Genomic DNA, 21,934 nt, shown 5'->3' on the forward strand with positions numbered 1-21,934 from the left:
TTTGGCAGAAAAAAATTGTTTTTTATTGTAAAATTATGATTAATAGTATCTAATTTTCACTTTATTTGGCAACGCTTTCGATCAGATTCTTTAAACATGATGAACTAGAGAGGGTTTAACAATGAATACATTAACACCTCCAAAAAAAGCTACCTTAATTGCCTGCATGTATTTCCTGTTTCATGCCATATTTTTGTTTATTTTTCGAAACAATCAACGGGACTTAGCGTTTGTTAGTGATTTTTTTCAAACAACCGCTGCCATGATTTCGGGTTATTGGCTATTTAAAAAGTATTTAGTGGAACAGAGTAAGGATCGGAAGTTTTGGCTGTTTCTCAGTCTGACGATCTTCTGTTATGGCATTGGGATGCTTATCTGGGATTATTACGAACTCTATTTGAACGTCAAAACACCATTTCCTAGTTTTGCTGATCTGTTTTGGATGCTGATGTATGGATTTGTTATGATCGCCTATATCTATCTAATGTTCATTAATAGAAAAATAATCCGACTAGGGCAGATAATCTATGACACGTTAATTGTCGTTGTCGTTGCAACTTCGGTGAGTTGGGAATTAATCCTCAAACCAATGCTAGGTAGTTTAGCAGACCAAGGGATTTGGGACTATATCGTCACTGTCAGCTACCCGATCGGCAATTTAGCGATCCTCTTTGTTCTGTTATCTTTTTTGAATACAGTCAGCCTAAAACTTTCTTCCAACGTATTTCTGTTTGCTTTTTTCGGAACGTGCAGCTTTTTACTAGCAGATATCCTGTTTTTATACCTTATCTCCAAAGGACAATATTCGTCTGGCAGCCCTGTTGATCTCCTGTGGACACTGGGAATCTTTATGATTGGAGTCTCTTCTTTTTACTCTAAAACTACTATCCTTATTATAAAGGACCACACGGATCAAGTTAAAATAGACAAAAAGGGTTGTCCAAAAAGATTCTTTTCATTTCGGTTATGGATACCCTATCTGGGGGTCATTTTTCTATTTTTCATTATGATGATACAAGGAGAGGGTACTACTAGTATTCACTTCGGTTCCATACTTTCAATCATGCTCATCATCTTTCGCCAGATTTACACCTTGGTTCAGAATGATGCCCTCCTTGAGCAGTCCGTTCGGTTAAATCAAGAACTGGAATTTAAAGTCCAACAAAGAACGATGCAGATTTTCCGAAAAAATCAACAACTGAAGGAATCTATTGAAAAAGTGGAACACATGGCTTTTCATGATCCGTTAACAGAGCTGCCTAATCGACGGTATTTTGAGCAAAATTTAAGAAAAGCACTGAGTCACGCAAAGGAGAAAAATGAACAGCTTGCGGTTTTCTTTCTTGACCTCGACCGCTATAAATTGATCAATGATACGCTAGGCCACTCGATCGGTGACCTTTTATTGAAGGAGGTTGCTAGCAGATTAAAATCATGTGTAGGGGACGCTGGCGTTGTCAGCAGACATGGCGGGGATGAGTTCTTAGCCTTTTTGCCAAATGCAGACAGAAGAAAGGCTGCCATGGCCGCAGAGAATATCCTCGGATCCTTAAGAAAGGTGTTTATCGTTGGTGAACACCAATTATTTATCACTTCAAGTATCGGGATCAGCTTGTACCCGGATCATGGCTGTGAACCAGAAATACTAACGAAACGAGCAGATGCAGCCTTATTTGCCGCAAAAAAGGCGTTTCGAAATCAGTATACCTTTTACGATACATCGATGAATATGGGAACGATGGCTGATCTGGATTTAGAGAATGAGCTTCGCTTTGCCTTAGAAAAGGAAGAGTTCGTGCTTGTCTATCAGCCGTTAGTTCAAATCCAAGATCGGAAGTTAACGGGAGTGGAGGCCCTGATTCGCTGGAAACATCCAATGAATGGCTGGATGTCTCCTGAAAAATTTATCCCGCAAGCGGAAGAAAGCGGGTTTATCATTCCTTTAGGTCTTTGGGTGCTGGAAACGGCCTGCAGACAGTGGAAGCAGTGGGTGGAAAACGGATACCCACCGATTACGGTAGCTGTAAATATTTCCATTAAGCAGTTTTTTCATCCGGATTTTCTAAACCAGCTTCGTCTTGTTTTGAAGGAATCAGGAATGGACCCAGCTTATTTAGAGCTGGAAATTACCGAAAATACCTTTGTAAGCAGTAATACGAAAGAGTTATTTGCGGAACTCAAACGGATCGGAATAAAGATTAGCATTGATGATTTTGGGACAGGATACAGCTCGCTCCAATACCTAAAAAGGCTTCCAATCAATAAATTGAAAATTGATCAATCATTTATTAAGGAAATTCCCACCGATGTAAGTGATGTCGCCATCGTCCAAACGATTATTGCGATGGCCCATCATATGAATCTTGAGGTAGTTGCAGAGGGAGTTGAAAATGAAGACCAGCTGATTTTTCTGCAGAAGAACCTTTGCCATACCGCTCAAGGATACTTTTTTAGTAAGCCATTATTGGCGGAAGAGTTGGAGAGAACGGGTTTTGGTGCTGATCCGGTGCGAAATTCACTGTCCTGAACAAGTGAGTTTACTGCGGGGTTCGGAACTGATCAGCTGCCAACTCTGGGGGATGACAGCATTTTCCGGTGCTGCCCCACTGCCAAATTCCAGAGCAACTGTGTGTCGTGACGGTCTGTCTCTGTACAACCGAAATGAATCTATTGCTTTAAACAAAGAGTAGGGCGGTAACGAGAGCTTTCGTTACCGCCCTCAGGCTTTTTCTAAACTAAGTTATATAGAGGATTTTTGTAATTGTTAATAGATTGGAGCATAATGAATCCAATTAATTGAAGGAGTTTATAAAGTGGATATTCAACACCTTAAATATTTTGTAGAAGTGGCCAAGCAAAAGAATTTTACAAAAGCATCTCAAATTTTGCTTGTTTCTCAACCATCCATTAGTAAGATGATAAAAAGTCTTGAAGATGAATTAAAGGTCACATTATTAGATCGGTCAGAGAGGAAAATTGAACTTACTGATGCGGGGGTTATCGTTTATGAACAAGCTTTAAAAATTTTGCAGTCGGTCGAAGGTGTATATGCTTCTGTTAATGAGCTGATTCATGTAAAAAAGGGAACCGTAAAATTGGGATTAATGCCTACAACAGGTGTATTGCTTTTCCCTAATATACTTGCTGGATTTAAGAAAGAATATCCGCAAATTGATATCCAAATGGTCGAATACAATGGAAAACAATTAAAGCTTAAGGTAGAAGAAGGAGATATCGATTTAGGCATTACAGTACGGCCAGTGGCTTCCGATTTTGAATCGATCCCTTTGTTATCGGAAGAACTAGTTGTCCTGGTAGATAGTGAACATGAGTTGGTCGAAAGAGAGTCCGTCCGTTTATCCGATTTAAAAGATGAATCCTTTATCCTCCTAACAGAAGATTATGCCCTTCATGATGTGGTGCAGCAGGCATGTATGCAGTCGGGATTTGAACCAACAGTTGCTTATAAAAGTTCTCTGTGGGATTTAATCGGTGAAATGGTCACAACAAAGCTAGGAATTTCGTTAATCCCTAGGTCGATGGTGAGTCGGTTTAATAATCGGAACGTGCATGCGATTTCCATTTCCGATCCACGTATCGAGTGGGAATTAGTGCTCATTTACAAAAAAAGTAAATATCTTTCTTTTGCCGCGCGGGCGTTCATAGAGTATATTCAGTCGAATAAACTTTAAGCTTCTATAACTTTCTCGCATAGTTTTTATAGTTTATATATATTTTACGAATTGAAGCACTCCGAGTAGAATGATTTATAATTCTTCACACTTTTTAAAAAATTCTTTTATACTATGGAGGCTATGACGATGAGCGAAATAAAAATAGAATTAACCACCAATAAAAAAGAGAAACCTGCTATGAATCAACTAGGTTTTGGACGATTTTTCACCGACCATATGTTTATCTTAGATTACATAGAAGGAAAGGGTTGGCATGATCCACGCATTATTCCGTATCAATCGATTTCCTTAGATCCAGCGGCAAAGGTTTTCCATTACGGTCAAACGGTATTTGAAGGATTAAAGGCGTATGTAACAGTAGATAAAAGGGTGTTATTATTCCGTCCAGAAAGCAACTTCAAACGGTTAAATGCATCTAATGAACGTTTATGCATCCCTGCCATTAATGAGGAACATGCATTAGAAGCGCTTAAGCAATTAATTACAGTGGATCGTGAATGGATTCCGAATAAGTTAGGGACATCCTTATATATCCGTCCATTTATTATCGCAACAGATCCGCATTTAGGCGTGTCATCTTCGAAGAGTTTCCAATTTATCATGATTATGTCTCCAGTTGGTTCTTACTACAAAGAAGGCATTAAACCAGTCAAAATTCTAGTTGAGCAGCACTATGTACGTGCTGTTGTCGGGGGAACGGGTGGAGCGAAAACAGGCGGTAACTACGCTAGCAGCCTTAAAGGACAAGAAATAGCTAGCAAGGATGGATATTCTCAAACGTTATGGTTAGACGGAAAAGAAAGACGTTACGTGGAAGAGGTAGGAAGTATGAATATCTTCTTCAAAATGAACGGAACAGTCGTAACACCTGCGTTAAATGGCAGTATCCTGCCAGGAATTACACGTGATTCAATGATTCAATTGTTAAAGTCAAAAAATATTTCAGTCGAAGAGCGTCGCATTTCAATTGATGAGGTTATGGAGGCTTATCATAACGGAACATTAGAAGAGGCATTTGGTACGGGAACAGCAGCTGTCATTTCGCCAATTGGTGAATTAAAATGGAAGGACGAAAGAATCATCGTTAACAATGGTGAAATTGGAGAAGTAACACAAATGCTTTATGATACATTAATAGGCATCCAAAATGGCTCACTTGACGATCCATTTAAATGGACAATTAAACTTTGAACTTAGCAGTACAATACAAACGGGCGCATTTCCAGAGTATGGATCTGCGCTTTTTTCATGAAAGGGCCTTATTGTTGAACAATTTTTTAGATGTAATTAGTATTTATGTTATAAACTAAGATCGTTTATTGAATGGTTATAAGGGCATAGGGGGTGTCGTTTCTAGAACAGCCGAACTAAAAAAATGAAGACCACGAAAATAACACATGATAAAAGAGCAGGATAATGGATTTGATAAATGATACAAAAAACCCTTCAGAAGACAAATTAGTGACGGTTATTGTCGGTTAAAAATCTTTAACTGGCTGCTTGTCCTGTAAAATAAGTTTTGCATTTAATTAACTGTTGGAGTGGATTGGGATTTAAGCGCATAATAATACTTGTATACTACATAAGAACCAGAGGAAGGACTTTATAAATGAGTAAAGAGAGTGTTAACAAATTAGGAACAGATAGAATTGGAAAGTTGTTGGTTCATTTAGCTGTTCCAGCGATTACAGCTCAATTGGTTAATATGCTCTATAACATTGTGGATAGAATTTACATAGGGCATATTCCAAATATCGGTGCTGCAGCATTAACCGGAGTAGGGATAACATTTCCAATTATTATGATCATTGCGGCATTTAGTTCTTTAATTGGGATGGGGGGAGCTCCTCGGGCCGCCATTAGAATGGGACAAGGCAAAAATGATGAAGCGGAACAAATATTGGGAAACTGTTTTGTTGCTTTAATCGGAATTTCCGTTGTTTTAACGATTTTCTTTTTATTTTTTGGAGAAAAATTACTAGTGCTGTTTGGCGCAGGTAATGAAACACTTCCATACGCACTGAAATTTTTAAACACCTATGTATGTGGAACTATTTTTGTTCAGACTGCTTTAGGATTAAACACCTTTATCTCAACACAGGGCTTTGCTAAAATTAGCATGCTTACAGTTGTAATCGGGGCTGTGATTAGTATCATTCTTGATCCGATTTTTATCTTTGGCTTTGGCATGGGCGTACAAGGTGCTGCGGCTGCTAATGTCATTGCCCAATCTGTTTCAGCAATATGGACATTAAATTTTCTATTTGGCAAAAAATCAAAGCTTAGAATTCGAAAAAAATATATGAAGCTCCAAAAATCCGTTATTATTCCTGTTCTTCTTTTAGGAGTTTCTCCTTTTATTATGACAAGTACAGAGAGCCTTTTAAACATTACTTTTAATGCATCACTAAAAACCTATGGAGGAGATATGGCAGTAGGAGCCATGACCATTATGTCCAGTTTAATGCAGGTTCTCATGCTTCCCATAATAGGATTAACACAGGGGGCGCAACCAATTATCAGCTACAACTATGGGGCTAAGAATAATGACCGTGTGAAAAAAACATTTAAATTACTTATGATTTCTTCCTTAAGCATTTCATTTGTTTTTTGGCTTTTGATGAGTCTTTTTCCAAAATTATTTGTTTCTTTATTTAGCAATGATCCAAAGTTGGTGGCAACCACTGTGTGGTCAATGCGAATTTACATGGCTGCAGCATTTGTAATGGGGGCACAGCTTGCCTGTCAACAAACTTTCATTGCCATTGGGCAGGCGAAAACATCCCTTTTCCTTGCTCTGTTACGCAAAATTATTTTGTTGATTCCGTTAATCTACCTTTTGCCACATTTCTTTTCTAATAAGGATTTCGCGGTATTTCTTGCAGAGCCAATCTCAGATATACTTGCAGTTTCCGCTACTGTTACATTATTCGCGAATCAGTTTAAAAAGATATTAGCAAAAAACTCCTCAATGAAAAAAGTACATGTTGGATAAAGCAAGAGAAAGCTCCTTGTTATTCCATTTAAGGGCTATTTTCCTGAATAAGAGGAGGAATTATTAAAAAGAAAACCGAAGCTCTATTTTCTTTAATTAACTAGCAGTTAATTTCTTTGGAAGCGGAACGCTTTTAGGCAATTTTTCAACGACTAAAGTAACAGCTGAAGAAAAAAATCGTTAAGGAATAAACAATCCATGCATCCTGCTTAGCTAAATTTGTAATTAATACAGATGTGTCAAGGATGTATCTCTAATCGTAAATGCGATGACAAATATTATACGCAGCATATAATAGGGTTATGACAAAACCATAAAAAATGAAAAAGACGCCCATCGTTAAAAAATGACGATTAGCGTCTTCATGTTATTTACAGATTTATTAGCATATGCCGATTATCTTGGTAACCATTCTGCTTTGTTAGCTCCTCTTGGTACCAAGGCTGTATCATAATGTTCCGGTGTTTCCGACATTTGAACCTGGTCTGTATAGCCTTCGTAAGTACCAACCGGTGTTTCTGCAGTAAGCATTTCAGGTTTGATTTCTTCATGGCCTTCTTTTTTGTTTGCAGTTTCTTCCACATATTTAGGATCGAATACTCCAAGAGAAAGTATCCATAGAGATATACGTGTTAAAGAAACATGCACACGGTAGCTTCCTCCTTCAGTTATTCCTCTAATTAAGCTGATATGATTCCTATTGACGCAAACCAATAAACAAAATCAAAAGCTAGGTTATATATGTATTTTATTTTCATTATTCCATTAAAGCGCCCTTATATATAACGGACTTAGTCAATGACTTATTAAGACGTTTTTGGCTCAATATGAGTGATCCCGGAAATATTTTTGAAAGTTGCCGCATTTTTCAGCGGAAGAATGCGGCTTTCAGACGTTGAAAATAAATAACCTTATTTGTACTTAATATTACCTGCCCTGTGTTCCGTATCATTTTAGTAAAGCACGAAAGGAGATCCTACAAGGGTCAGTAGAATGAACAAGACCACGATTAACGCAAAAGAAACGTTACTAATGAATATAGATCTTGTAAAGACATAATAGTGAGGTATGTCTTATTTTTTTTGTAGCTATAACCCATTTAAAACTAAAGAATATGTTAACTGTTTTCAGACATGCCATATAAGGACAAGAGAAGAGTGAAAAAACTAGTAAAAGAATCTAAGCTAATGAAATGAATCTGAATACCTTATATTGAGTTTATTCTTTTTTGAAAGGATATAAGGAGCGATGAAATGGAAAAAAATGAAATAGACAATGAAAGTTTAAAGCCAAACAACTCGTGTGTAATCGGACCGACCAATGCCGAAGAGCGTCGAAGAGAGGCCTATCATGTTCGTGAAGAAGCTGCCCATGTCCAGAAGAAACTTCTTCTCCCGGAACAGCCTTGCAATCATGATGAACACTTGTTTTTTAATAAAATCGCTAACTATTCGAAAGGGCTTCCACACAATTCACTAGGAGAAGTTGACCTTAAGGCTTATAAATCCTTTGTTTACGCATTAAGAACGGGCAAACCAAAAGATTTTGAAAAGATCCCACTTGGCGGAGTTATCAAATTGTCCAATCCTCAAGCAGCGTATACATTTGACCTAGCCGGACCTGATAGTCACCATTTGGGTGTTATGGCTCCACCGTCCTTCAGCAGTGCATGGGAGGCGAGTGAGATTGCGGAAGTTTATTGGCAGGCCCTTACCCGTGATGTCCCTTTCGAAGACTATCACACCAATCCTATGACCACATTGGCCGCTTTAGATCTATCCAAGTTTTCTGATTTTCGGGGACCAAAAGTTAATGGACTAGTCTCTACGCAGACCTTATTTCGAGGTAATACACAAGGTGATCTCATCGGACCATACATCTCCCAATTCTTGTGGAAGGACATACCTTATGGAGCGACAACGATTCCTCAGTTATATCGTACCGCAGTAGCAGGGGACGACCACATGACATCGTATGGAGAATGGTTAAATATTCAAAACGGATTACTTCCAACAACGAAGAATCAATTTGACCCGAAACCTCTCTATATCCGTAATAGCCGAGATTTAGCCTCATTTGTTCACAAGGATTTTAACTACCAATCTATCCTTAGTGCTTGTTTAATTCTATCTAGTTTAGGGGATGCTGCACTTGACCCAGCAAACCCTTATCTGAAATCCGGGACCCAGGTTGGTTTCATTACTTTTGGCACTCCACATATTCTTGATTGGGTCGCCAAGGCTGCAAGGACAGCTCTAGAGGCTGGTTGGTTTCAGAAGTTTTTGGTCCATCGCCGACTCAGGCCAGAAGAGTTCGGTGGCCGCGTCCACAATCAATTGACAGGGGCTTCTAGTTACCCCATTAACCCTGAACTACTCAATTCAGAGGTTGTTTCCCAAGTTCACAGCAAATTCGGAACATACCTTTTGCCCCAGGCCTATCCGGAAGGCTGCCCGACTCATCCATCCTTTCCTGCAGGACACGCCTGTATGGTTGGAGCCGGCGTCACGATGTTAAAGGCATTTTTTAATGAATCATTTGTTATCCCCAATCCCGTTGTAGCCTCATCTGATGGTCTCTCCTTACTTCCTTTCACAGGTCCTTCATTGATGATTGGGGGGGAATTAAATAAACTTGCATCTAACATCGCCCTTGGACGGGATGCTGCCGGCGTCCATTGGCGTTCTGACGGCATCGAAGGGCTAAAATTGGGTGAAGCAGTCGCCATCGGTATCATTCAGGATTACAGGAAGACTTACAATGAGTATTTTAACGGATTCACTCTGACTAAATTTGACGGAACTACCATCAAAATTGGGTAGTATCTAAAAATCTTAAGATGCCTATCATTTATTATCTATTACCTATTACTATGATTATAGTAGCAGTTAACTTGTTCACGATTTGCATTAGATCTAAAAGGCAAAATGTCGAAATGAATTCTACTAATTAATGACAGAGCTCTGACACTAAAAAGGTGCCAGAGCTTATTTTCTTAATTCCTAAGGACTAAGACTATATTTTAGTTATTCCATTAAAGGGCGCATTTCAGGAGTAAAGAAAGTGCCCTTTTCTTATGTTTCAATGTTTCTCATAGTTTGCGATTGCTGAATAATCTATGTATGAACAAGACTCTTCTTGAACATAATAGAATCTAGATTAATGGATTTATACAGTAGGAGAGTCAAATAATCATGTTATTATCCGAAGTATGGGAAAAGTATTTTTACCTAATTTCGGCTCTTTTAATTTAGCAGATGGATGTATAGGAATATAGCCTTCCTCCTGTGTCCATTTGAATAGTGATTTAACGCAGCGAACTCTGTGTCCTAAACTAGATGGCTTTAAGTGATCTCCTACCTGTACTAGATACTCTTTTAATTTCTCAGTTGTCAATTCACTCATATCAATATTGTGCATGGGAAAGGTGATAAAGAAAGGGAAGTATATTTTAATACTCGTTGTTTCATTACCACTAGTGCGGTAATGCTTTAATAGGGTGGAGGGCAGGTGCCTTTATTGAATCCCATTTTCACCTTAATATTGTAATAAGTCCTGAAATGATTCAGCAGATAATGTCCATCATAAATTTATATCCGTTTTCGAATACTTTTTTCATTATGAGGTATGATAGTATATTGTTATTCTTAAAAAGGTAGTTTTTATAATTCACCGTTGTAAAAAAGCAATATATTGCGATTTAATCAGAGAAAGAAATGCTATATGTAGTATGGAAAATAGTCAAATTACCGTTTGTGTGTGAACCAGTATATATAAACGAAAGGGGACTAATACATTGAATAAAGAGGAACGCATTAAAGTTTTACAAGATGTAATAAAAATAAAATCGGTAAACGATAATGAATCAGAAGTAGCTGATTACTTAGCAGATCTATTCCAAAAACATGGGATTGAATCTGAAAAAGTAAAATATGGTGAAGGCCGTGAAAGCTTAGTAGCCACTTACAAAAAAGGTGACGGTAAAGTTTTAGGCATCAGCGGACACGAAGATGTTGTAGCAGCTGGTGATGAAAGTGAATGGAAATTCCCACCATTCTCGGCTGAAATCGATGGTGACAAATTATACGGCCGAGGTTCAACGGATATGAAATCTGGTCTAGTAGCCTTGGCCATCGCTATGATTGAAATTAAAGAAGAAAACGTAGACATCAACGGGACATTGAAATTCATGGGAACTGTTGGTGAAGAAGTCGGTGAATTAGGTTCGACACAATTAACTAAAGAAGGTTATGCAGATGATCTTGATGGATTGATTATTGGTGAACCAACTGGCCCAGCATTGATTTACACTCACAAAGGTTCAATGAACTATACAGTTGTTTCTCGTGGTAAATCTGCGCACAGCTCAATGCCTAAAGAAGGTATTAACTCAATCGCAAATATTAATGAATTTGTGACTCGTGCTAATGCAGAAATGCAAGAAATCACTAACAAATACAAAAATGATGTATTAGGTGAAACTGCTCATTCTATTACAATCATCAATGGTGGGGATCAAGTTAACAGTATTCCTGCTATTACAACATTACAAGGTAATATTCGTACAATTCCTGAATTTGATAACAGCAAAGTTAAAGCATTGTTACAAAATATTGTTGATGACTTGAACAAAAAAGAAGGATTTAACTTAGAATTAATCGTTGATTATGATATTTACCCTGTAGAATCTAAATCTGATTCTGAACTAATTAAAGCTATCCAAGCTGTTTCAAATCAAGAATTGCCTGTAACTGGTATTTCACCAACGACAGACGCAGCTGCATTTACTAAAGCTAACAATGAATTTGACCTTGTAATCTATGGTCCTGGCGTTTCAGATTTACCTCACCAAATAGACGAATACGTATCAATTGAAAACTACTTAGAAATGATTGATAATTACAAAGCAATTTATAAAGAATACTTAAAATGAGTTGTTACTATTTGATAAAGTGTACCCTATAGAGTAGACACCACAAAAAAGTCTACCTATAGGGTACTTTTTTGTATGTTAAGAAATAAGATGAAACAGAAAAATTACAGACTTTCCGAAAGAGAAAGCCCATGCAGGTCGTTAGCCCGTCTTTAGACATGGGATTAAGCATTTGAAAATATCACTATTTTTATTTTTATACAGATGTGATGTATCCTTAACAATGAGATATTATGGAATTCGTTGAAAATAAGTTTATTTGGTGTATTATTTAACTATACCTTTTAGTATAAAAGGTTAGATTTAATATAGATGAAAATTTTCCTACAATGGTATATGTATGGTGGTTTCTAAGAATTGTAGTAGAAGAAAAAATAATAATACTTTATTTTAAAGATTAACAAAGAATCCTTTAATTCTTTTATTATTATACATTTTAAACTATCAGGTATATCCTGCAAATATGAATGATAGGTGGAATATGAAATGAATTACCGTGTTTTACTATATTACTATTACACGACGATCGAAGACCCTGCAGCATTTGCAGCAGAGCATTTACAAGCATGTAAAAATTTAAACTTAAAAGGACGTATTTTAGTTGCCTCAGAAGGTATTAATGGTACCGTATCGGGAACGATAGAAGATACAAATGCATATATGGAGATGATGAAAAACAGTCCATTATTTGAAGGCATTGTATTTAAAATTGATGAAGCAGAAGGTCATGCCTTTAAAAAAATGCATTGTCGTCCACGTCAAGAACTTGTGCACTTAAGCTTGGAAGATGATATTAACCCGAATGAATTAACAGGCCGTTATCTATCGCCAGTTGAGTTTATGGAAGAAATGCAAGATGAGGATACAATCGTATTAGATGCACGCAATACCTATGAATATGATGTTGGTCACTTCCGTAATGCGATTCGTCCAGACGTTGAAAATTTCCGAGACTTGCCTCAGTGGGTACAGGAAAATCGAGAAATGTTTGAAGGCAAGCGCGTTTTAACATACTGTACAGGTGGTATTCGCTGTGAAAAATTCTCAGGTTGGTTAGTCCGCGAAGGATTTAATGATGTTGGGCAATTACATGGTGGTATTGCAACATATGGTAAAGACCCAGTGGTGAAAGGGCAGCTGTGGGATGGTCAAATGTATGTATTTGATGAGCGTTTAACGGTGCCAATTAACCAAGTAGAGCATGTGATTGTCGGCAAAGACCACTTTGATGGCACACCTTGTGAACGTTGTATTAACTGTGCAAACCCAGAGTGTAATAAGAAAATTATTGCTTCTGAAGAAAATGAAGCGAAGCATCTTGGCGGTTGTACAATTGAATGTACGAAACATCCTCATAACCGCTATATTGTGAAGCACAATTTGTCAGAAGAGCATGTACAAAAGGTCATTGCTCAATTAGAAGCAGAATCTAGTGCTTTGTTATGATACAAGAATAATGATGCTATCCATGCGTTGTCCAGAGTCAGCTTTTGTTTATCGGACTCAGCACAACAAGAAGATAGAACAGTTTGATGAGTTCTATAATGAAATTCAAAATTTCTCTATTTGTTAAAGCGTGATATATTAATATTTTCAGCAATCAGGCACAATTCTGAAGCGAGGATTGTGCTCTTTCTTTATGTTTAGTGCCATATTTGCAGAGCGCCACCAAAAAAATTGGATATTTATGTTACATTTTAGAAGAGAAAAATGCATCTAAAGTAACGGGTAGAAGAGTTGACTAAAGATTTTGCATTTTGTGATATTATTTACTAGGCCTTAAAATTTCTGTCAACTAAGTGTAGTCAATTTACAAGACCGATTAAGAAACGTGTACATTTAATGGAATTGCTCTTTTTTGACATCAAGATTAAACTAGCATTTGGAGGGAGAAACGTGCAAAAAAATCAAGAAAAAACGCTTCAACGCGGGTTGAAAGAAAGACACATCACTTTAATGTCTTTAGGGACTGCGATTGGAGTCGGACTATTTTTAGGGTCTGCTAACGCCATTCAGTTAGCAGGTCCTGCTGTTTTACTTGCTTATGCATTCTGTGGGTTAATTATGTTTTTTATCATGAGAGCTTTGGGGGAAATGGCGGTTTCAAATCCTGTTTCAGGTTCATTCAGCCAATATGCCCACGACTACATAAGTCCGCTTGCAGGGTATATCACAGGATGGAATTATTGGTTCTTATGGGTAGTCACCTGTATGGCAGAGATCACTGCCGTAGGTGTATATATGAACTTTTGGTTTCCAAACTCGCCATCTTGGGTTTGGGCATTAGCCACTCTTGTTGTGATGGCATCTATTAATCTAATAACCGTTAAAGCTTATGGGGAGTTCGAATTTTGGTTTGCACTCATTAAAATCGTTACTATCATCGGTATGATTTTAATTGGATTTGCGATGATTTTCTTTGGAATTGGCAATGGCGGAGTTGCGATTGGTCTTAGCAATCTATGGGAAAACGGTGGATTCTTTCCACATGGAATAAAAGGTGTGACCATGTCACTTCAAATGGTGATGTATGCCTACTTTGGAATTGAAATGATAGGAATTACTGCAGGTGAAGTGAAAAACCCTGAAAAATCATTAACAAAAGCCATTGATTCTGTATTTTGGCGTATTTTAATTTTCTATGTTGGCGCCACATTCGTCATTCTTTCTATTTACCCTTGGGACCAAATCGGAACATTAGGAAGCCCGTTCGTTATGACATTTGAAAAATTGGGCATTCGTTCTGCAGCAGGCATTATTAATTTTGTTGTATTGACAGCCGCTCTTTCATCTTGCAACGGGGGCATTTTCAGTACAAGCCGCATGCTGTATAATTTATCAAAAAATGATAAAGCACCGAAGAACTTCAGTAAATTGACAAAGTCAGGAATTCCTGGCATCGCCACTGTATTCACTGCGGCTATTTTGTTAGTGGGCGTTGTATTGAACTACCTCGTTCCTGCTAAAGTGTTTATTTGGTTTACAAGTATTGCAACATTCTCAGCAATATGGACATGGGTTGTGATTCTGATTTCTCAACTTTGTTTCAGAAAGAAGTTAACACTTGAACAGACAAATAGACTGAAATTCAAACTTCCTCTACATCCGATTAGTTCTTATGTTGCTCTTGCCTTTTTAGTATTCGTTGTCGGATTATTGGCATACAACCCTGATACAAGAATTGCAGTTATCGTTGGTCCACTCTTCATCGTCGTGCTGACTGTCATTTACTACATGATGGGTATGAACAAATCGAACAATGAAAATAGCAATCAAGAAAAAGCACAGACGAAAATGTCTTAGACAAATTACTACCTTGTTCAACGACACTTCCTGTTACTTGCATAGTCTTGAACTAGTTATCTAAATAATAGTAATAGCCCCCACTCTATAAAGGTGGGGGCTATTTGGCGCTTACTTTTATATTTGTTTTTCATAACGTGTAAATCTGCATTATCCTGCCGTATCTTCTGCATTACAAGGGGCATAACAAGGGGACGGTTCTCATGCTTCCATTAAACACTAGATAACAAGGGGATAACAAGGGGACGGTTCTTATGCTTCTATTAAACACTAGAACCGTCCCTTTGATTTCTTTAATCACAAACTTGGATATAAAAATATAAGGTCGAACCATCTTTGACGGTAGAAAGTACCTTGTGTCCATGTCTTTCGGCCGATTCCGGTACATTGATAAAGGACTGAGGACAATCGGCGATTACTTCCAATACTTTCCCGGCCTCTAGTTTCTTTATAGCATCAAGTGTATAAATTTCTGGATAGGGGCAGGATTCCCCCCGGACATCAAGCGTACCATCTACTAATAACTGTTCATTCTTTTTTTCAGACATCTTCATGACCTCCAATACGTTAAGCTGTAGTTTTCTTGGATGCAGGTGTACTTCTGCGTGCAATCTTTTTGGTATAAGAATTTTCTTTCCATACGACAAGCAGATAGAGAATAACCAGTAAGGCGCCTGTTACGAATAGGGCTCCGCTCCATCCAAGTGAAGTGATTAAATTGACTTCAGGCGCCCCTTTCACAAGCACATTAAAAATTCCCCAGTGATCCCAGCCGTAAGCCAGGATGGTGGCACCGACAATATTTCCGATCCCAACTGCAATAAATTGAACCTGGCCTTCCATTAATCGATACATCCAGCCTGTTTCACATCCGCCTGCAATTACAATCCCCACTCCAAACATGACACCGCCAAGGAGTGATCCCAGACTTGCCCAGTGAATGACGGGCTGCGCCCCTTTGTAAATAAAAATGGCTGTTCCAACCGTTTGAATGGCCATTCCAATAATAATCGCTTTGGCCATCGTTCCTCTGCCTGTAAGCCACAGATCTCGAAGACCGGATGTAAAGCAGATTTGCCCTCTTTGGATGAGCATACCGAATACGGCACCAAACAGTGCAGCAAGTCCTAACATCGGCTGCCCCGATGAAATATAATAGATCGCAATTAAGACAAGCACTCCAAATACAACTGCAGCGGCGTATAGCTGTCGACGATTAGGTTGAATAGTTGAGGAAGAGACCTTAGCGGGACGAATACCAAATTCCACTTTTGGTTTTCCCTTAAAAATTGGCAGGACAGCTAATTTGACTCCAATATATGTTCCCAGTGCAGTACCTGCAATAAAGAACCAGGCGTGGAGTGAAAATTGAGGTACTCCTGTAAAAAAAGCAGCCAAGTTGCAGCCCATTGCAAGACGGGTACCAAACCCGGCCAGGGCCCCGCCAACGAAACCCCACACCCAACGCCGTTTCTGCCGGGGAACTTTCCATTTGAAATTTTGACTTATAAGTGCACTGAATAAGCCTCCAAGGAGCATTCCCATAACCAGCCAGCCATCGGTTCGATTGATGGGTTCTCCTTTTAGTTTAATGGCATTAAAATAAGCCCACTTGGAAGTATCAACGCCAAATAACTGAAGGAAATTTCCACCCCAGCGGGTAAATTCACCGGTAACCGCCCAAAGTGTACCGGTCAGGCCAAAATAAAATGCGGCAAATACACCGGCGAAAACCAGGACGATGAATGGATTCCAAAAGCGATTAAAAAATCTTTCCTGAATTCTTTCTAAAAAAGCAATCATAGATGACCTCCTCGTTGTAATGAACACTTTCTTTGTTAGCCTATAATCAGAAAATATTTCTTTTTCATTATAGAGAAGTGGTATCATGAGATAAATTCAATTTATCGATAATATCGATGAATATCTATCGATTAAATAAATATAAAAATACTCTTGTTGAAAGGATACACAAATCAATTTCAGCACTAGCAGAGGGGATGAACGAATGGATTTACACCAGCTATTTGTCTTTACAAAGGTAGTGGAGCATAAAAGTTTTTCTAAGGCAGCAGAGGAGATATTCTTGAGTCAATCAACCGTCAGCTCTCATATCCAAGCATTAGAAAGAACATTCAATACGAGACTGTTTGATCGGGTCGGGCGAGAAATTATTCTTACGCCTTTTGGGAGCCGATTGTACCAATGGGCATTAAAATTACTACTTTTAAAAGATGAAGCCATGCTTGATTTAAAAGAGGGAATGACTGAACTTCGGGGAATGATTCGGATCGCGGCAAGTTCTGTTCCTGGGCAATTTATGCTTCCAAAAATGATCAAGCACTTTAGGAATCAATATCCGAATGCAGTTTTCCAAATTGAACAAACTTCTTCAAAAGTTGTGCTGGATAAGGTATTAAACGGTACTGTTGATGTAGGATTATTGGGGAAGGAATTTGAAAATGATAAACTTTGTTATATTCCATTGTTAAAAGAAAAATTAGTGCTCATTACATCAAATAAAACAGAAATAAAAGGACCAGTGAATATTCAGGATCTCTTGAAATATCCATTTATTATGAGAAATTCCGGATCGGGAACAAATGCGGCCATTGAGCAGTTTTTGAAAAAGAATAAAATCTCAAAAGAACAAATGAATATCATTGCTTATACAGAAAGCGGTCAAACCTTAATCCAGTTTGTAATGGAGGGCATAGGGATTGCCATTATCTCAGAAATTGCGGCTAGAGAATATACAAAAAGACAATTACTTAAAATGAAAGAAATCAACGGCTTCGATGACGAAAGATATTTTTACCTTGCTTATAACAAAAACAAAACGCTATCTTTACTTGCTCGATTATTTATTGAACATGGAGAAAAAGGGTTATATCATTGGCTTAATGGTTCGTAAAAAGCAACTAATACATGGGGGAAATGAACATGGAAATAAATATTGCACAAAACCGTGCTGAATTATCAGGAAAGTTAACAAATGTATTAGATTCCAGAACATTACAAAAATCCCACAAAAGACTTGTTGAAATATTGACTGCAGGTATGACGGTTCTTGATATTGGTTGTGGCACAGGTGCTATTACACGTGGAATTGCAGAGAAAGTAGGCCCATCAGGTCGTGTAGTAGGAATTGATAATAATTCAGATCTAATTGAAAAAGCTCGCCAATCGTATGCTGGGATACCGGGATTAACATTTGAAATTGGTGACATCTATAACCTTAACTATGAAAGTCAGTTCGACATTGTCAATTCCTCAAGAGTATTAATTTGGCTTTCTGATCCATTAAAGGCATTGGCAGCGATAAAATCTGCAGTTAAAATTGGTGGTCGTATCCTGATTGCAGATTATAATCATGAAAAAATTACATGGGATCCACAGCCACCCTCTAGTATGCTTTCATTTTACTCGACTTATTTAAAGTGGCGTTTCGATGCGGGCATGGATAATTCGATTGCCGACCACCTTAAAGAGATGTTCCAACAAGTTGGTTTTAAAGAAATCCTTGTTACCCCACAACATGAAGTCATAAAACGATCTGACCTTGATTTTAAAACCCGGATTGGAATATGGGCTGATACGGCGTCAAGTAGAGGACCTCAGATGGAAAGAGATGGTTTCATCACAGAAAAGGAATATAGGAAAGCAGAAAAGGAATACCGTGAATGGATGATTCGGGATGCGCAATATTTAAAGATGTATATGTTAGCAGTTGAAGGTGTGAAACTCTCATAGTTAAATGTATTTTGTAAAACAATAATAAAATGGAAATAAAAGTATAATTCCTAATTTTTTTATAGATGAATATTGGAAAAATCATTTGGCCATATTCCACAAAACGGGCGCGTTTCTTAAGTAAAGAAAGTGCCTGTTTTATTTCAAGGAATCTCACAGTTCGACCAATTAGTTATTCATCTGCGATTGTTGAATAACTTCGTTTAAAAAAGTCTCTCCTTGAACATATGATATCTTGACTAATTGATTTATACCATAAGAGAGTGAAAGAATAATGTTATTATCTGAAGCATGGCATAAAAAGCGGCACCCTCATTATTTCTCAGGGTTTCGAAATTTTCGTTTCCACGTTTGTCCATTACCAGGCAGATCCAAATATATCATGGGGGCTGATTTAAGAAATGGAACTTTATTCGAAATTATTCTAATCCTTTTACTGTAATTAGTAAGAGCAATCATTTTTCTACTAATTAAATAATATAATTTTAATGACAAAAACAGGTTTACTGAATGATTAATTAGGAGAAAAAGGGGAAGGAAATATGAAGAACTTCTATAAATATGATAATAGTATATCTAGCAATCTTCGATTTCATAGATCATTCTGGATTTTATTCCTTTCATTTTTTTTTTATGGTTATGATTATCCCTAGTATTATTGTTTATAGTACGGGTAACGTTGAACATAAAGAGACCTTAAACGGATCGAATCAAAAGCAAAGCTCCTCTAAATTTCAAAAAGGACAAGAGTCTTCTCAAAAATCTCCATTAACAATTGGGTGGGTTTCAGGTAATAATCTAAGCCTTCAACATTTAACTGATTATAAAAATCTAAAGGTTGTGTCCCCCGATATAGCATCTATTGATAATCAATATAATCTCCAAGTAATTTCTGATTCTTCGTTAACAAATACCATACAAAAACAAGGAAAAGTGGTATGGGCACTAATCACAATGAGAACCGATACAAAAACAAATGTACATGCATTTCTTGCTAGCTCTAATAAGACCAAGGAAGTGATTAAAAATATTGATCAATCTGCCCTAAATAATAATTGGTATGGAGTCAATCTAGATATAGAAAATGTGAGTAGTTCGGATCGGGTAGCGTTTTCCCAGTTTGTTGAAAAGTTAGCCGTTGAATTAAGCAAATCTTCTATTATTCTTTCCATTGACCTTCCTCTCGATCCGAATGCATTTGATCATGAAATTATTGGTAAATATTGCAATTATATTGTTTTTATGGGGTACGACCAGCACTGGTCGACGGATCCCGTTCCTGGTCCTGTCACATCCTTATCATGGTTAAGGGAAAATCTACAAGAATTTATACAAACAGGGATACCTCCTGAAAAAATCATCTTAGGACTTCCTGCGTATACCAGAATTTGGGAAGAAAATGAGCAAGGGCAGATTGTAAAAGATCCTGCTGAGCCTATTCAATATGTAGAAAATTTATTAGAGCAAAATCATAGAAAGTTGTCTTGGGACCCTACTTTAGGAGAGTATTATTCCACTTATACAGTAAAAAACCAACAATATAAAATTTGGCTGCCCACTGCAAAGTCTTTTAACATTTATCTAAATTTAATTTCACAGTTTCACCTAGCTGGATCTGCTGTATGGAATCTAAATCAAATAGATTATAATTACTGGAATAAAATATATAATAATTAGGATGGTGAAGAGATAGAGACAAGGGAGGCATACCATTGTTTGCTCTACAGGGCTAGATACAACAAACTTAAAGTACTGGTGCGTTAGTAGAAGAACAATTCAGTGATTTTAGGGTTGAGACATATCTTAGTTATTCCATTAAAGGCGCGATTGCGGAATTAAATTTAATCGGACCCTTTTTATTTTACAGAGAAGCATTTCACAAAAATTAAACACTTTTATTTTAACCCCGTCTAAAAATCAGAACGGGGTTATGTGTGTTACCGTGTTTAAAATCTACTAACTTTTCTCCAAGTTTTCACCATTGTCCAGTAAACTTCTAATCATCAAGTAACGAAAGGAGGAAATAAAGTTGAATGCTAGAGTAAAGCTAGGTATTTTCTGGGGTGCGATTGTTGTGTTGATCATTGGTGGAATCAATTTTTTTAGACACCTGCTTGGCGGTCATCGGCACTTTAAAGGCGGTCCTAATGGATTTCGCTCAGGGAGAATGATGGGCCAACCCGGTGGTTTTGGACCGCGTGCATATATGAACGGCCCGCATCACGGAGGAGAATTCCATGTGATCGGATTTCTGCTATTCCTCATCATTGCAGCAGCTGTTGTCGTTCTTGTGGTGAGATGGTTGAGAAAGAGAGCAAAGGCTTCTTTGATACAGCAATTGATTGAAACACCTGTCGTTGGTTCACATATAACTGTCAGCAACCAAAATGCGAGCATCTTAGATCAATGGGAAAAAAATTTAACAGATAAAAAGGAGATTGAATAAAATGGGTATCTTTAAAAGATTAAAAACGATTACCAAGGCTGAACTGAATGGGTTATTGGATGGCTTAGAAGAACCGATTGCGATGTTGAATGAATATTCTCGGGAAATGGAGCAAGAGCTCGCGAAAGGTCAGCAGGCGTTGGCACGACAAATTTTTGTAGAGAAAAAGCAGGCAGCACTCATTTTAGATACACAGGCATTGGTTGACAAAAGAACGCGGCAGGCAAAGCTGGCGATTGACAAGGGTGAAGAGGCAATGGCCAAGCTTGCTGTACAAGAAAAGCTGATTCACGAAAAGCAGCTAAAGCTCTATCTGGAACAGTATGAAACATTAAAAGGGCAAACGCAAAGCCTGACTGAAAAGTTAAATGAGCTGAGAGGAAAATATCATGAGCTTCAGCATAGGAAAATTCTTTTAGCTTCACGTGCGAATGTTGCGCAGTGCACGAAACAAATCCAGAAAGCCACGGTCTCCTTTCAAACGGATACGATTGCCAGAGGAGTCGCCCGGGCAGAGGAACGGATTTTAATGATGGAGGCACAGGTACAAGCTGGAGGTTCGTCAGCTTTTGCTGGGCACGACGCAGACTACAAAAACCTTGTCGACGATGAGGAACTGATGCTTGAAATTGAAAAGCTGAAAGCGGAGAAAGTGACTTTATAGATAAGTAGGGCCAAGGCAGAAAAGGAGCACACCACGTATGCTCCTTTTCTTTTTAATAACAAGGCTTCGTTACTGTTTATTGTTGATGACCTTAACGGACAAATTAATGGTTCTAGTAGTGAATTTTGTCCGTCATAAAGCCGAT

17 protein-coding genes are annotated in these 21,934 nt (G+C 37.8%); 13 read left to right on the forward strand and 4 right to left on the reverse strand.

Annotated elements, in window-relative coordinates:
- Positions 1 to 121 precede the first annotated feature (121 nt).
- The 4 genes from JN080_RS04955 (at position 122) to JN080_RS04970 (ending at position 6,690) form a co-directional block, all read left to right on the forward strand.
- Positions 122 to 2,527: a putative bifunctional diguanylate cyclase/phosphodiesterase gene (locus JN080_RS04955; protein ID WP_256234814.1), complete on the forward strand. Its 2,406-nt coding sequence runs from the start codon at positions 122 to 124 to the stop codon at positions 2,525 to 2,527.
- A 286-nt stretch (positions 2,528 to 2,813) separates the two neighbouring features.
- Positions 2,814 to 3,692: a LysR family transcriptional regulator gene (locus JN080_RS04960; RefSeq protein WP_256234815.1), complete on the forward strand. Its 879-nt coding sequence runs from the start codon at positions 2,814 to 2,816 to the stop codon at positions 3,690 to 3,692.
- A 123-nt stretch (positions 3,693 to 3,815) separates the two neighbouring features.
- Positions 3,816 to 4,886, forward strand: a complete 1,071-nt coding sequence (locus JN080_RS04965; RefSeq protein ID WP_256234816.1) for a branched-chain amino acid aminotransferase — start codon at positions 3,816 to 3,818, stop codon at positions 4,884 to 4,886.
- A 418-nt stretch (positions 4,887 to 5,304) separates the two neighbouring features.
- On the forward strand, positions 5,305 to 6,690 hold the full coding sequence (locus tag JN080_RS04970; RefSeq protein ID WP_256234817.1) for an MATE family efflux transporter: 1,386 nt from the start codon (positions 5,305 to 5,307) through the stop codon (positions 6,688 to 6,690).
- Positions 6,691 to 7,086: 396 nt separating this feature from the next.
- On the opposite strand, the gene JN080_RS04975 is transcribed toward JN080_RS04970, so the two are convergent.
- Positions 7,087 to 7,338 carry a hypothetical protein gene (locus tag JN080_RS04975; protein WP_256234818.1) on the reverse strand — a complete coding sequence of 84 codons (252 nt, stop codon included), beginning with the start codon at positions 7,336 to 7,338 and terminating at the stop codon, positions 7,087 to 7,089.
- 305 nt (positions 7,339 to 7,643) lie between these two features.
- Entirely contained in the window at positions 7,644 to 7,730 is an 87-nt protein-coding gene (locus JN080_RS29605) for a YjcZ family sporulation protein (RefSeq protein ID WP_375141585.1), read from the reverse strand.
- A 213-nt stretch (positions 7,731 to 7,943) separates the two neighbouring features.
- On the opposite strand from JN080_RS29605, the gene JN080_RS04985 reads away from it, so the two are divergent.
- The 4 genes from JN080_RS04985 (at position 7,944) to JN080_RS05000 (ending at position 14,926) form a co-directional block, all read left to right on the forward strand.
- Positions 7,944 to 9,512, forward strand: a complete 1,569-nt coding sequence (locus JN080_RS04985; protein ID WP_256234819.1) for a vanadium-dependent haloperoxidase — start codon at positions 7,944 to 7,946, stop codon at positions 9,510 to 9,512.
- Between the two features lie 974 nt (positions 9,513 to 10,486).
- Positions 10,487 to 11,623 (forward strand): ArgE/DapE family deacylase, encoded by a 1,137-nt coding sequence (locus JN080_RS04990; RefSeq protein WP_256234820.1) that lies wholly within the window; start codon positions 10,487 to 10,489, stop codon positions 11,621 to 11,623.
- Positions 11,624 to 12,109: 486 nt separating this feature from the next.
- Positions 12,110 to 13,069, forward strand: a complete 960-nt coding sequence (gene trhO, locus JN080_RS04995; protein ID WP_256234821.1) for an oxygen-dependent tRNA uridine(34) hydroxylase TrhO — start codon at positions 12,110 to 12,112, stop codon at positions 13,067 to 13,069.
- A 510-nt stretch (positions 13,070 to 13,579) separates the two neighbouring features.
- Entirely contained in the window at positions 13,580 to 14,926 is a 1,347-nt protein-coding gene (locus JN080_RS05000; RefSeq protein WP_256234989.1) for an amino acid permease, read from the forward strand.
- 293 nt (positions 14,927 to 15,219) lie between these two features.
- Here the strand turns inward: JN080_RS05000 and yedF are convergent, their stop codons facing one another.
- A complete protein-coding gene (gene yedF, locus JN080_RS05005; protein WP_256234822.1) occupies positions 15,220 to 15,474 on the reverse strand; it encodes a sulfurtransferase-like selenium metabolism protein YedF in 255 nt (84 codons plus the stop codon).
- A 19-nt stretch (positions 15,475 to 15,493) separates the two neighbouring features.
- Positions 15,494 to 16,729 (reverse strand): selenium metabolism membrane protein YedE/FdhT, encoded by a 1,236-nt coding sequence (gene yedE / locus JN080_RS05010; RefSeq protein ID WP_256234823.1) that lies wholly within the window; start codon positions 16,727 to 16,729, stop codon positions 15,494 to 15,496.
- A gap of 205 nt (positions 16,730 to 16,934) precedes the next feature.
- On the opposite strand from yedE, the gene JN080_RS05015 reads away from it, so the two are divergent.
- The 5 genes from JN080_RS05015 to JN080_RS05035 all read left to right on the forward strand — a co-directional run bounded on the left by JN080_RS05015 (position 16,935) and on the right by JN080_RS05035 (position 21,789).
- Positions 16,935 to 17,840 (forward strand): selenium metabolism-associated LysR family transcriptional regulator, encoded by a 906-nt coding sequence (locus JN080_RS05015; protein ID WP_256234824.1) that lies wholly within the window; start codon positions 16,935 to 16,937, stop codon positions 17,838 to 17,840.
- A gap of 29 nt (positions 17,841 to 17,869) precedes the next feature.
- Positions 17,870 to 18,679: a class I SAM-dependent methyltransferase gene (locus tag JN080_RS05020; RefSeq protein WP_256234825.1), complete on the forward strand. Its 810-nt coding sequence runs from the start codon at positions 17,870 to 17,872 to the stop codon at positions 18,677 to 18,679.
- Between the two features lie 633 nt (positions 18,680 to 19,312).
- Positions 19,313 to 20,356 carry a glycosyl hydrolase family 18 protein gene (locus JN080_RS05025; RefSeq protein WP_256234826.1) on the forward strand — a complete coding sequence of 348 codons (1,044 nt, stop codon included), beginning with the start codon at positions 19,313 to 19,315 and terminating at the stop codon, positions 20,354 to 20,356.
- 352 nt (positions 20,357 to 20,708) lie between these two features.
- Positions 20,709 to 21,125, forward strand: a complete 417-nt coding sequence (locus tag JN080_RS05030) for a hypothetical protein (protein ID WP_256234827.1) — start codon at positions 20,709 to 20,711, stop codon at positions 21,123 to 21,125.
- A gap of 1 nt (position 21,126) precedes the next feature.
- Positions 21,127 to 21,789, forward strand: coding sequence for a PspA/IM30 family protein (locus JN080_RS05035; RefSeq protein ID WP_256234828.1), 663 nt, complete (start codon positions 21,127 to 21,129; stop codon positions 21,787 to 21,789).
- The last annotated feature ends 145 nt before the right edge of the window (positions 21,790 to 21,934 follow it).

The organism is Bacillus sp. EB600 (genome assembly GCF_024494385.1).
Lineage (GTDB): Bacteria > Bacillota > Bacilli > Bacillales > Cytobacillaceae > JAEVLT01.